Origin of the sequence: Kordia sp., assembly GCF_050633145.1 — a bacterium.
Taxonomy (GTDB): domain Bacteria; phylum Bacteroidota; class Bacteroidia; order Flavobacteriales; family Flavobacteriaceae; genus Kordia.
This window is the reverse complement of sequence record NZ_JBOEFY010000095.1, coordinates 1-13,981: the sequence shown is the minus strand read 5'-3', so window position 1 is coordinate 13,981 and position 13,981 is coordinate 1. Positions and strand designations below refer to the sequence as shown.

10 protein-coding genes are annotated in these 13,981 nt (G+C 28.4%); 9 read left to right on the top strand and 1 reads right to left on the bottom strand.

The features are described from left to right. Nucleotides 1-258 precede the first annotated feature (258 nt). The 7 genes from ACRBBL_RS27050 (at nt 259) to ACRBBL_RS27020 (ending at nt 5,641) form a co-directional block, all read left to right on the top strand. Nucleotides 259-417, top strand: a complete 159-nt coding sequence (locus ACRBBL_RS27050) for a hypothetical protein (RefSeq protein ID WP_431372233.1) — start codon at nt 259-261, stop codon at nt 415-417. A gap of 116 nt (nt 418-533) precedes the next feature. Continuing rightward, nucleotides 534-869, top strand: a complete 336-nt coding sequence (locus ACRBBL_RS27045) for a hypothetical protein (RefSeq protein ID WP_431372232.1) — start codon at nt 534-536, stop codon at nt 867-869. Between the two features lie 37 nt (nt 870-906). Beyond that, nucleotides 907-1,788 carry a phospholipase D-like domain-containing protein gene (locus ACRBBL_RS27040; protein WP_431372231.1) on the top strand — a complete coding sequence of 294 codons (882 nt, stop codon included), beginning with the start codon at nt 907-909 and terminating at the stop codon, nt 1,786-1,788. Next, nucleotides 1,736-2,338: a hypothetical protein gene (locus ACRBBL_RS27035; protein ID WP_431372230.1), complete on the top strand. Its 603-nt coding sequence runs from the start codon at nt 1,736-1,738 to the stop codon at nt 2,336-2,338. The genes ACRBBL_RS27040 and ACRBBL_RS27035 overlap by 53 nt, the downstream gene beginning before the upstream one ends. Nucleotides 2,339-2,348: 10 nt before the next feature. After that, complete coding sequence (locus ACRBBL_RS27030; RefSeq protein WP_431372229.1) at nt 2,349-2,792, top strand: hypothetical protein; 444 nt, start codon at nt 2,349-2,351, stop codon at nt 2,790-2,792. 135 nt (nt 2,793-2,927) lie between these two features. Then, nucleotides 2,928-4,976, top strand: coding sequence for a tetratricopeptide repeat-containing sensor histidine kinase (locus tag ACRBBL_RS27025; protein ID WP_431372228.1), 2,049 nt, complete (start codon nt 2,928-2,930; stop codon nt 4,974-4,976). Next, the gene (locus ACRBBL_RS27020; protein ID WP_431372227.1) at nt 4,973-5,641 is read left to right on the top strand and encodes a response regulator transcription factor; all 669 of its coding nucleotides are present in this window, start codon (nt 4,973-4,975) and stop codon (nt 5,639-5,641) included. Before ACRBBL_RS27025 ends, ACRBBL_RS27020 begins: the two co-directional genes overlap by 4 nt. 33 nt (nt 5,642-5,674) lie before the next feature. Here ACRBBL_RS27020 and ACRBBL_RS27015 read toward each other — a convergent pair whose 3' ends face one another. After that, complete coding sequence (locus ACRBBL_RS27015) at nt 5,675-5,866, bottom strand: hypothetical protein (protein ID WP_431372226.1); 192 nt, start codon at nt 5,864-5,866, stop codon at nt 5,675-5,677. Between the two features lie 186 nt (nt 5,867-6,052). On the opposite strand from ACRBBL_RS27015, the gene ACRBBL_RS27010 reads away from it, so the two are divergent. Together ACRBBL_RS27010 and ACRBBL_RS27005 are read left to right on the top strand one after the other, a co-directional pair. Further along, nucleotides 6,053-9,820 (top strand): NACHT domain-containing protein, encoded by a 3,768-nt coding sequence (locus ACRBBL_RS27010; RefSeq protein ID WP_431372225.1) that lies wholly within the window; start codon nt 6,053-6,055, stop codon nt 9,818-9,820. Nucleotides 9,821-9,833: 13 nt separating this feature from the next. Beyond that, nucleotides 9,834-13,646 (top strand): NACHT domain-containing protein, encoded by a 3,813-nt coding sequence (locus tag ACRBBL_RS27005; RefSeq protein WP_431372224.1) that lies wholly within the window; start codon nt 9,834-9,836, stop codon nt 13,644-13,646. Nucleotides 13,647-13,981 lie beyond the last annotated feature (335 nt).

Sequence of the window (13,981 nt, the reverse complement as noted above, 5' to 3'; positions counted from 1 at the left end):
ACCGGGTTCGAACTGGCGACCTTTGGAACCACAAGACAAAAAGCTCTCTTTTCAAATTATGAATATTAAATATTTGTAAAATAGGGAGTACTGAAAATGCCTTAATTTACCTTAATTTCTATGCTTCAAAACAGTACTTTAGAAATAAAAAGCCAATAAAACTATGCCATATAAATTTTATTTGATTATTTTGAAAACTTAGATTATTTCTTCACCTATTTATTGTGAAAAGTACCTGATAATTATAAATAAAGATCTATGAAATCCATTGATGTCATACATAAATTTGGTCACTTATATGACCGAGCAACAAAAAAACGAATCTTGATAGAAGATGGTTCTGAAATTTCTATTGTTTTACAACCTGACAGTTTGTTAAATGAAGATAGAAGTGTTTCCCAAAAGAAAAACCTTTAGAAATTAAACAAAAGTTTAACGAATTACATTCCAAATTTGGAAATGATACTCCTTTTTGGAAAATTTTAAATACTAGGGATTCATTATATTTTGAGATTTCAGGCTTTATTCCAAAAATGAAGGGTAAAGAACAATTTAATTTAGAATTTAGATTAGAATTATTAGAAGACTTATACATGTATAATAAAAAAGACCGTCCAGAAATGGCGCAACTTTTCCCATGTAAATGTATAATATCCGAGTGTCTTACAAATAATTTTGCTTTTTTTGAACCTGTTTACGGAGATTCATTAAATAAAGCAAGGACTAAACTTCATGAATTGTATTTTAGCCTAGTTGTAAATCCTGCATCTAACGCGTTTCGAGAATTTTATGTTAGTCGAAATTATAATAAGCATGATATTAATCTTGAAAAATTAAGGTTGACTATTCAGAAGGAAATCACCAAGTAATAATCAGTAAATAAAGTCATAATTAGCAATTATTTTAATGGGTACAAAGTTTTTCACAAATAGTTGCAAAAATACACTTATCAATAAATTTGATGGAATTTTCAAATATACAAGTGTATACTCTTTTGATGCTTTAGTTGGTTATTTTAGATCATCTGGTTATTTTAAAATTAGGAAGTATCTACAAAATGTTGACCAAATCAGAATTTTAGTAGGTATTGACGTTGATCACCTAATTAGTGAAGCTGCTCGTAAAGGTTTAGAATTCAACTTCAATACAGAAATAACACGAGAAGAATTTATTAGGGAATTTAAAGAAGATATTCAACAAGCTGATTATCAAAAAGGTGTAGAAGAAGGTATTATCGAATTTGTGGAAGATGTTACGTCTGGTAAAATTCAAATTAAAGCGCATCCTGATAAAAACATTCATGCGAAAATTTATATTTTTAAGCCAGAAAATTGGAATGAGCATAATAGTGGTTCTGTAATCACAGGATCTAGTAATCTAAGTATTTCAGGATTGGATAGAAATTTTGAATTCAATGTTGAACTTCGTGATTATGATGATGTTGCTTTTGCTAGTCAAACATTTGAAGACTTGTGGAAAGAAGCAATTGATATTTTACCCTCAGAATTAGCTTCTATAAAAAAAGACACCTATTTAAACGATTCTTTTTCACCATTTGAAATTTACATAAAATTGCTGATACAATACTTTGGAAAAAGTATTGAATATGATCCTGAATCTATTACAGACTTGCCTAAGAGATACATGAAGCTTGCCTACCAAATGGATGCAGTAAATGATGGGTATTCCAAACTTATGAAACATAATGGTTTTATTCTGGCTGATGTTGTTGGACTTGGAAAAACCATCATTGCAACTATCATTGCAAAAAAAATATTACTTTTCTAATGGTTACAGAACGAAAATCTTAGTAATTCATCCTCCTGCACTTGAAAAAGGATGGAGAAAAACAGCACGTGACTTCGAAGTGCTTGGAATTAAATACATTACTAATGGAAACTTACACAAAATCAAACATCCAGAAGACTACGATCTAGTCATAGTAGATGAAGCACACAAATTTCGTTCAGATGAGTCTGAAATGTTTCATCAACTCCAAAAGCTTTGTAAAACTCCGCGAAAACGAAAAGGAAATGATGGTGGATACAAGAAAAAAATAATGCTGGTTACTGCGACACCTTTAAATAATCGACTAGAAGATATAAGAAATCAACTGTATCTATTTCAAGATTCAAAAAAATCTTCTTTAGAAGTTGGAAACCTTCAACGCTTTTTTAGACCACTAATTGACCAATATAGGAAATTAAAAAAAGAAAAAGACCATGAAAAAATTTCCAAAGGTGTCAAAGAAATCTATAAAGCAATAAGAACCAAAGTATTAGAATCTGTCATTGTTAAAAGGAGATTTTATACCTTTCGAAAAATTAAAAGAGCATAAAGACATTCTGATGAATCCTTTATCACACGATAATATTGACACACCAATTTATAAAAATGAGTTACTAAAAGCACTTGAAATTATAGAAAAATTAGGTCAACTACAAGTTACTATCTTTAAGGCTGATGCTGATAATCAACATCCATTTATTTTAAAAGAAATAGACTCCTCTGGAGATGAATGGGAACACTTGTTTTATTTAAAAGAACATTTTAGAATAATCAGAGATCTTAATGGCGATTTATTGTTAAGTAATCCTACTTGTGATTTCCATACACGAAAAAACAGCACACAGAATTTAGACAAGCAAGCCTTTGAACACACTGTAAAGCTAAGAAGAGGATATTCAAGCATCCGAATATTAAGAATCAAAACTAGCACTGCCGATACTACAAAAGATTTAATTGACATTGTGTATTCTGATGATAGATCATTACGTGAAATTCTTGAATAAAATCTCAATTCTTGCACGTTGATCTGAGCTCGATTAAAGATTTTATTTATAATTCAATATACTAACTTTTAATAAACGAAAGTATTTTCTTATTTTTAGTATTTCCATCTCATTTACATCAAACCAGATATAGATATGCTAAAAGTATCATTAAAAAAATTAGCTTACTGTGTAATCCTTTTATATGTTGTAACTGTATTTGGTACAGAAAGGAGTTATACACCAATCTCACAAAAAGAAAATATTGAAATACTTCTAAAAAAAGCTAAAGCATTAAAAAGAACTAAGAATTATGATGCCGCCCTAGGTGAATATAATAAAGCACTTAAAATTGCTAAAAACAATAATCTAACTAAAGAAACTGGTAATATTTATCTGCAAATCGGATTGACTTTTTATCGACAAAATTTGTATACCGATGCTAAAGAATATTTTGAAAAAAGTATTTTGACAGATGCTACCTCTCAGCATGCTGCAGACGCTTACTTTAATATTTGTCTAATCTCTAAAAAAGAAAAAAATAGTAGCGATCATTTTTTACAACTCCAAAAGGCACTGGATATTTATAAACATTTGCCAGATTCTAAAGCGAAATTTAATACATACGCCAAAGCTGGAATATTATTTAAGAATGATGGTAAATATGATATAGCCATTCAATATTTATTAAAATCCTATAAAGGTTTTGATCTGATAAAAGATCTCTCTGGAAAAGCTTATGCAAGTAGTATTTTGGCTTCAGCTCAACGTGAACAAAACAATTTTGAAATGGCAAAAAAATATCAGTTTGAAGCTCTTCATTTATATAGTAGCCTACAGGATACACTACAAGTTTCCTTTACACTAACAAAAGTGGCAAATCTCTACACAAATTTAAAAAAACATGACTCTGCTATCGTTTACTATACAAGAGCGCTCCAACTTCAAGAACAACTTCCCAATAAAAGAGAAATTGGAAAAATAGTAAATAACTTAGCCGGTGCATACTATGAAAGTAAAGAGTATCCAAAGGCAATAAAATATTATAAAAACGCATTAGCTATAAAAAAATCAGAAAAAGATACTTTGTCAATGCCAAATACATATAATGAGCTTGCACTGATTTCTTTGAAACAGAATCGTTTAGATGATGCTAAAAAATATTTAGATTCCAGTAGTTTTTATTTAAACACAACTCAAAATAAAGATGCTATTTTAAGAAATCATGAATTAAAATCAGCCTACTATCAAATCAAAAAGAATTATAAAAAGGCACTAGACTTCAGGAATAAATATATTGATTTATACAAAATCATTTTTAATGAAAAACAAACCCAGATTGTTCAAGAAATGCAAGAACGTTTTGAAAGTCAACAAAAGCAGGAAAAAATTTCTGAATTATCTGTTAGCAATCAACAAAACATAAATATTATAGGAAATCAAAAAAGAGATCTTGAAGTTAAAAATTTAGTCATTATCATCTGTATATTTTTAATTCTACTAGGAATTCTTTTTTATTTCTATTTAAAACAGTTACAAAAAGCTAAAGAAAGAAAACTGGAAATGAAGAGATTGGCTTCTATATACCAAGGACAAGAAGTCATTAAAGAAAATATTAGTAGAGATCTACACGATATTATTACTACGAGTTATGATGGTATACGATTGAAAATTTTAGCACTATCAAATTCAAAAAAACCAAAAGTAATAGGAGAAACAATTATCAAAGAAATTAAAAAAATTAACCAAGAGATTCGATTAATCTCTCATCGTTTATCACCGCTAGGAAACAAAATACATACTACTTCATTAAGAGAGATTATTACTTCTCAGCTTTCAGAGTTTCAATACTATCGAAAAATTTTTGTGAATGTTCAATTACCGCTTCCTGATGAATTGGATGAAATGCAACTAACTGCACAAACAAATTTTTATGGTATTATATTGGAAATTTTAAGCAATGTAGAACGCCATTCGGAAGCAACTCAAATAGACATTAAACACGAGAAATTATTTGATAAATACTTACAATTTGTCATACAAGATAATGGTATTGGTTTTAATATAAATAATGAAAAAGAAGGCATAGGGCTACTTAATATAAAACAGCGTGTACAATTATTACTAGGTAAATTTACACTTAAAAGCTCACACACAGGAACTTCTATTGCTGTAAAATTTCCTTTAAAAGAAAATATGTTATGAAATCTTTGATAAATATACTAATCGTCGAAGACTCACAAATATTTGCGCAAGGATTAAAATTGCTTCTTGAACAATATTCAAAAGTCGACTCAATCTATATTGCAAGTGACTTTAATGGTACTCTTGAGCAATTGAAACAATACACTGTTGACATCATTATTTTAGATTTAAATTTTGAAACGAACACCTATGACGGTTTTATGATTGCTAAAAAAGTAAAAGAATTATATCCAAGTATCAAAATAATGGTATTAACACAACATACAAGAATCAGTCATTACGATCGTCTCTTTAATGAATGTAATGTTGACGCGTACTTAGACAAGCAGCTTGGTGTAGAAGAAACCTACACGGCAATAGACCATGTAATGAATAATAAAATTTATGTAGATCCGAATATTACGGAAATGCTAGAAATAGAAAATTGGATGAAAGCCTCAAAAAGGGAATGTGAAGTGATTCAATCGCTCATCGACGGTTTAACACACAAAGAGATTGCGGATAAACTGTTTATAAGTCCCAAAACAGTTGCCGTACATATTCGGAATTTATTTACTAAATTTAAGGTAAAAAATTCTATAGAACTAGTAGCTAAATACATAAAATATAAAAATGCTAATAGAGAGAATACTGAAGGTACAATACCTCCTTTCAAGGCAGAATAAAAAAGAGTGCCTTTCGACACTCTTTCCGAGAAATTAATTTTCACCATTGGGATCAACTCGTTCGCCTGGAACTTGAGGCTTTGGTGGATCAATGTTTGGTATTGAATCCGTTTTTGTGGTTAAAAATTGAATTTGATCGTTTCCTGCACTGTTTAAATTTTCTTTTTTGCAGCTTGCTATCGTTATTGTTAACGATAGACTAATTAAAATACATGATTTTTTCATGATACTTTCTGTATTGTATCATGATCCGGATCTTGATGGATTAAACATTAACTATTTGTACTGCATGCGTTTGTACATCACAAATATGCTGCACAGTCTAAGATTTCCATATAATGTGTACGAAAGAGACCGAAAGCGTACGATTTCGTCTGAATTCGTCTGAATTTTTAAAAATTTAATAGGAATATGAGCTTAATAAGTATTTTACAATCGTATAACGAAGCGAAAGAGAAAGGGCTTTTGAATTATTTGCTCAAACCAACCCGTGGTGCGGTCAGAAATTGTCTTATAAGCTATCTAAACTCTGAATATTATGATAGAAAACAAAATCTGACTATACTAGCTTATTTCAAGAATGAGAATTTTAATACTATTGAAACTGTTATTACTGAATCTGAAAATGATGAGAAGTATTTTAAAGCTATCTCAGAATTATTAATGCATCAAGCAGGAAAGCCTAATAGACTTGGCACTTTAGGATTGTTACGAATTCTATTAGATTATGATATTGAATTTGGTAAATCTATAAAAAATAAGGTCGATACACGTAGTCCTAAATCGCTAAATTCTGATGAAGTTATACAAAGAATTAAAGAAGTTTATAAAACTAATATATTATTTAACAGCATTCGTATTAATGGAGATACTGAAAATAAAGTCGGTTCTTTATCAATGGATGATTACTATATTCAGTTATCCTATACTTCTTATCAAGATCTTCACAATCGAGAAAGTTTACTAAGGTTGGAAAAAGAATATTCGTTTTCGAAAGTAGATAGAATTCGAGATGTATATTATGATGGAGATTTATCACAAGGGTATATTTCAGAAAGTATTTTAGCCAATAAAAGAGTAATTATTAGTGGTAATCCTGGGGTTGGAAAATCTACGTATGCACGATGGATTTGTTATCAATGGGCACATAAACACGTGGCTGATGCTAATAAAAAACCACTTATTTACATTCAACTTCGAGATCTCAATTTTGAGCAAAAAGATTTCTTACTGCATTACATTAACAATTTTTATTTTAAAAATAGTAAAAGAAATGTCGAATCTATGTCTGATTTGATAAATTTTCAACTTCTTCTCGATGGTTATGATGAGATATCATCTGACAACCGAACCAATTTATTATTACAAATTGGTGAGATGAGCTTTATAGTGTTGTCTCGTCCTTATGGCTTATTAAATCACAAATTAATTTATGATTTCTCAGTTCAAATTGATGGTTTTAACAGTAACTGTATCGAAAATTATATTTATAAATTGGTTCATGAACCAAAAAAAATAAAACAACTTCAAGACTTAATTGAGCAAAACAAAGTATTGAAAGATTACGCAAGTACGCCTTTAATGTTATCATATATCGTTCTAATTTTTACGGTAAATGATGATAATGATGTAAAAAAAGAACTTTCATCTATTGAATCCGTTTATGATTTACAGGAAAAAGTGTTTGATTGGATTTTAAAGGAAAATATAAAAAAAGGAAACATTCATGAAGATTCATTAAGTCAAGTTCAATCTGATGTGAATGAGTTTGCATATTTAATGCTTATTAACAAGAAATTTAGCTATACAGGAACATCCACAGACAAAAAGAATTATTTAGCAACGGCAAAATTTCTGGCAGCTGCTGGATTAGGAAACTGCCAAATGATAAAAGAACATAGCTTAGATTGGAAATTTTCATTTAACACAATTACTTTTCAAGAGTTTCTGTGTGCTCAATATCTTGAAAGCAAAAAACTCAATCATGAAGCCATTGTATACTTAGTAGAAGATTCTTTCTTTTGGAACTTATGCATTATGATTGTGGGAATGTTGTCTAAGGAAGAACAATTTTCTGAAAACACTAGTGATAGGAAACAGGAATTGATACAACTTCTAGAATACATTTATGAAAAATATGCTCAAGAGGATGCTAGCATATTTTATGGATATGCATATTATATGTTATTGGCAGAATGTAATCGGGAAGTTGTTAGGGTTATTGTAAAGGAAGAGGATATAAATCGTCTAATTAAATTTAATAAAAATATATATTTCGACAATATATGGAATGATGTAATATTAGAATCTGTTGAAAAAATCATGTATAAATTACCGCATCATTTTCATAATACTTATGCAAAAGTATTAACTACTGAACTCCGAAAACTCAACATAGAACTACAAAAAGAGTATTTTAATTTTGAAAACTATTTTCACCTTACAGACTTATTAAAAATTGGTATTCAATATGAAAATGAAGACTTAGCACATAATCTCATAGAGGTATTAATTTTAATAAAAAATAAGGTTACTGAGTACTTTTACAAATCAAAAACATTACTTGAAGAATATGGTGAATATGACATTTTTGATAATCAAGAGGCTAGTAATGAATATGAAAATAATTCTAATCACGAAACTTGGGCAAGAGAGCTACTATCAACACTTTTCTTCCCTATAAATTCTGTTTCTGAAAAAATTATAATTCAATACAAAGCTGAATTATTAGACATGTATCGACTAGAGCACAATAACATAGATATTTTGAATAGTGTTATTGAAAAATTAATTGCTAAACATAGTATTTCAGATATACTTTTGATGTGTCAAGATTTAAAAAAGGAAGATGAGGAGAACTCCAAAGAGAATACTATTTTTTTCATTAATCTATTTAAGATTACTGAGTTTCTTTTTGGTGCTACTGTCCAAAAAAACACGTATACATCTATAGAAGAAAGACAAATTTCTATTGTAGTCAACTTTATCATCCATTATATTTTGAATAATGAAATTCAAGACCAAGAACCTTATTATTCGGAAAACTACTTTGCAGAAATGTTTATTGAAGTTCTTATTAATTTAGATGATAAGAAACTTTTCCAATCACTTGATAAAATACTAATAAAATCAAATGCTGATGTATATTCTCGAATTCCTAACGAAAAAGCATATATAGATTATATTAACTATAAATTTGACTCTGTCATTAAAGAATTTGAACCAAATGCTATCTATGAGTTATTATTTTTAATGGGGCGTGTGCCGAATACACAGTTTTGTTTCTATATATTCAAAGACAATTTATCAATTCTATTCAAAAAACTCATAGACCAAAGTACTGAACTTCCACGTAATAATAAAGAATTGGAAACTACTCTTTTTCAGTTTACTTATCTGTCGAAAGAAAGTTATGAAAAAAAGATTTTTATTGACTATTTTTTTTTAATTGAGAAAAAACTGATTTTGGATAATGAAATACTGCAAAATACCTTAATAGTATTAACCAGTAATTTTATTTTTTATGAAGAAAAATACTGGGATTTGTTACTTCTAGTTTTCAAGAAACAAAACTGGGATACAGGACTCATAGTTAGATTCTTTAGTAATGAAAAATTATCTTTATTTAAATCTAATTATTCAAAAATCATATACATTTTTATTGAAACGTTTAAAAAGAATATCAACTTTTCATCTTTAACTTTATCACTTGAGTTTTATGAAATTTTGACTATAATAACTCGAATACTATATTTAGTGAAAAACTATGAGGGTTATAATAAAAAAGAAGTTTTCCCTATCATAGAAAAAATATTAACAGCCCCACCTATCCATGAATATTGTGAAACTTCCGTTGATGAACTAGAAGATTTTGATACTCCTTTAGCCATCATCCTATTCAACTATTATTCCCCGATTAAAGAAGATTTTCTTAAAAACATAGATTTTCAAAAGCAGTTTAGAAGATATGAGGATGCCAAAATCCACGTCTTTGAAACACTCATCAAATTTGCAGAAAGCAAAGAGTATGGTATCAATATGAATGATATAGAAGTATTTGAACCAATTTTAGGTGAACAGCTATATGCAGAACTATTGCAATTAATTCAACAACGATTAATACTAAAAGAAAAATTTGATCGTAAACATTTTGAAGCATTATTAGAAACTAAAAACTAAACATCCTACCGTCATGAATTCTAGCGGAATTTTAAAAGCCTATAACGAAGCTAAAAAACAGCAAATTCTAACCTATTTAGCAAAACCCACTAGAGGTTCATCTCGCAAATGTTTACTAGCATATCTTGAATCTAATGCCTATGACAAAAAGCATGATGATGCAATTCTTCGCTATTTTTCAGGAACCACTATCAAAACTATCAAAGCTATCAAAGATGATAGTAAAGATGATGATTTTAAATCCATAGCTGGTTTTTTAAGTGGTAGCACACAATCAATTCGTAAACATGGAAGCATAGCACTATTAAAAATTTTATTAGATTTTGATATTAATCATGCTAAAGAAACACTCCAAGATTTAAATGCAATTGGCTCACAAGAGACATCTACAGAAATTATTTTAGAAAGCCTAAGTAAAGTATACTTAAACAATACCAGATTTAATAGTATTCATATTAATGGAGATTTCGATAATATAATTGGCTCGCTTCCAATGAAGCATTACTTCATCCAATTATCTTATCTCTCTTTGGAAAATATGAAAAATAGAGATAGTTTACTTCAATTAGAAAAAGAGAACTCGTATTATAAGACTTCTAACAACCAAGGGGAGTTTTTTGGTGCTGATTCTAAAGAAAATCAAGCTGCATATAATATATTAAATACAATTGGAAAAATTGTAATTACAGGAAATCCAGGTGTTGGAAAATCTACCTTTGCAAGATGGCTATGTTATAATTCTGCAAATAATCTTCCTGAACAAAAAACATTATTTTATTTTCAGTTAAGAGATGTCAACTTTAACGAATCTGATTTTTTATTATCTTATCTCAAGGAAACTTATTTCTCGGAACTAATTATTAGTGATCAATCTCTTTCTACTTTTATAGAACAGTTCGATAGATACCAACTTGTCCTAGATGGCTTCGATGAGCTTCCAAAAAAAAATAAAAAAAAACTGCTAGATGTCGTTCAAAACTATAATTACATCTTGCTTTCAAGACCCTATGGTATTCTTGCTCATGATGTTATTTTTGATTTATCTTACCAAATAGATGGCCTCAACAGCACCAGAATTAAACAATACATCAATGCAATTGTATCAAAGAAAAAATACTCCAACCGATCTAGTGAGCTATTATTAAATACCATCAAAAACAATCAAGTATTAAGTGATTATGCACATAATCCACTAATGCTATCATATATCTGTTTTATTTATATAACAGCTAAAAACCCTAAAGACATACTCTCCAGTATCCAATCTGTATATGGACTACAACTTGAAGTCTATTCTTGGATTACAGAATATGCGCATAAGAAAGATGTAAAACTTTCAATTTCATACAAATTTAAAAGGCGAGTTAATAAGTTTGCTTTTGATATGCTAATTCAAAAGAAATATGTTTGTGAAGAAACTTATGATAGTGAACTCATTAAAATTGCAGATTATCTTTCTGCACTTGGACTTGGCTCAAAAACTAGATCTTCTAAGCATCCATATCAATGGCAATTTAGTTTTGATACTGTTACCTTTCAAGAATTTTTAGCTGCACAGTATTTAGAAGAAAGCGAACTCACAGATGAAGCTATTTGCTACCTAATAACAGATCATTTTTTTTGGAATGTCACTATATTACTTTTTGGATTATTAACTTTGAAACACAATCGAAAAAAGTTAATCACAGACAGTTTACAATTACTGCTAACCACACACAGTACAACAACTCTTGATTATTATCTCTATGCCTATTACATGCTATTAGCTGAGTGTGATCATAAACTTATCAACACTTTTGTTACTAAAAATGATTTATCATTCATCATCGAATCTTATAAAAGTGTAGATAATGATCCATTTTGGACTAGCAGTAATTATGATTCTATCAGAAAGATATTCTATAAATTATCGCCTTCATCAAAGAAATTCTTTGCCAAAGAAATATCTCTAAGATTAGAAGAAATTATCTCTATAGATTTAGAAGATTATAAAATTACCTATGTTGATTATTTGGCTGATCTTATCAAACTATTAAAAGGTGTAGAAGATGATTTAGTTATTACTTCTTTGAGTAAAGTTTTACAGTATCTTTTGAAGCTAAATAAGAAAAAGAATGAAGAAACTGATGATCATTTCTATGCCTCCATTATAACTTACGACTATTTAGATATGTTATTAAATTTTTCTACTCCAGAACTTCTATTAAAGCATAAAAAAATACTTAGCCATATACTACATAGGTTAAACATATTTAATAATGAATCTCAAGAACTTAATTCTCAGAATTATTTTGAACAGAATATGTACAACTATATTGAGAAAGTTGTTTTAGTTGTTGAAGAAAGAATAAATTATAAAGCTATATGTGATAGTTTCTCTTCTCAACTAGAACAAAAATATAGTGAACATTTTGGTAAAACATCAATTCATAGTAAAATGATGTCTTACGTATTTACTCTTAGTTATTACTTATTCAAACTTACTGTTTCAAAACGTTATGTAGCTATAATTAGTTCATCTTATATTAAAGAAAAAGTGAATTTAATAAGGCGTATAATTAAAAATATGGATGATGACTTAGAAGAAAATGAGCCTTTCTTAAAAGAGTTAAGCCTGACCAAAGAATTTGCAATCTCTTCTTTAATATCTTGCAACGACCCAATACTTTATAGCTTTTTATTTGATACTATTATTGAATTTGAAGAACAAACATATTTTGAAATACCAAACAATGAAGAGTTTATTATTTTTATAAAAACTAGACTTAAAGAGTTCATTGATAAAAAAGACTTCCTAAATGCCTCCAAAATTATTGTTGCAATGGAAAGCACAAAGTTTTCAAACATAAAATACAACTTTTATAAGTTCGAAACATTATTGTTTCAATTAACATCTGAAGTCATAGAGAGTGAATATAAGTCTTTTAAAGACGATCATTTTATAAAAGAATATCCAAATGATGTCTCTCAGATACTTCTTGCAATTTCTGAACTCCCAGTTCAATCTTTCAATAAAAAACACTTTCTTGATTTTTTAGTTGAAAATGGATTTTCTGATTTAGATTTTATCAAAAGAGCCATTATTATAGAAGTACTTTTGTCAACTATGCCTTTTTATGAAGATGAATATTGGCAACTTTTATTTACAATTTTTGAGTATTACCAATGGGATTATTCCAAAACAATTCCAATACTAATGAATGAGGATTTATATCTATTTGAAACTAATCACCCTCATTTAATGGAAACATTTTTGCGAACATTTAACAACGAAAATCTAACTAAGAAAGAATATTCAAGAATACAGAGTGATCAAATTCATGAAGTAATTACTATGCTATTTTATGGCATATTTTCACATTCCGAATCACTTAAAAAAAACTTTCTTAAACAAGTTGAAAGTATTCTCAAAAACCCAAATATAAAATATAAAAACTCATTAATTACAGCTGAAGCTGATATTTCTTATGATGCTGAATATGCGTATGAAACAGGCAAAGGAGTAGAAGATGCTATTAGTAATGTTACTCTTGCTAATATATTTATATACGTCCTGCGTATGAATAGTGATAATTTATTATTGGAAATATCATTAGAAAAACAATTACAAATAAGAATAGAAAGTAGATCGTTGGTTATTAATGATATTCTTAACATTTATGAAAATTTTACACATATTACCAATATTGAAGATTTACTCCCAGTTATTGGCCTTTCTATTTATACTGAGGTTTGTGATTTAATAAATAGACGTTTATTAAATAAAGATGAGTTTGATCAGAACTACTTATTAAAACTACTAAATCAAAAAAAACTTAATTATTGATATTTTAATTTGTAAAAAACTCTAATTAGGAGAACTATTAACTTTAGCAATAAAAATAATTATTGGAATAATTTCAATAATTATTTTTAGAATTTTTAGTTTGATTGGTGACTAAACTTATTCAATTCTCTTTAAAGAACAATCCTATTTCTTAACCAGAGGTCTTTAAAATTAGGCTTTAAGTGTCAAGTAGTTATACAACTAAAACAAAAACATCTAATTCCAAGATACCTTTTCACACAATTTTTCAAGACAAGACATAAAAACAAAAAAAACCACTCAAAATGAGCGGGTTATAAAAGGGTGAAAGACTGGGTTCGAACTGGCGACCTCTG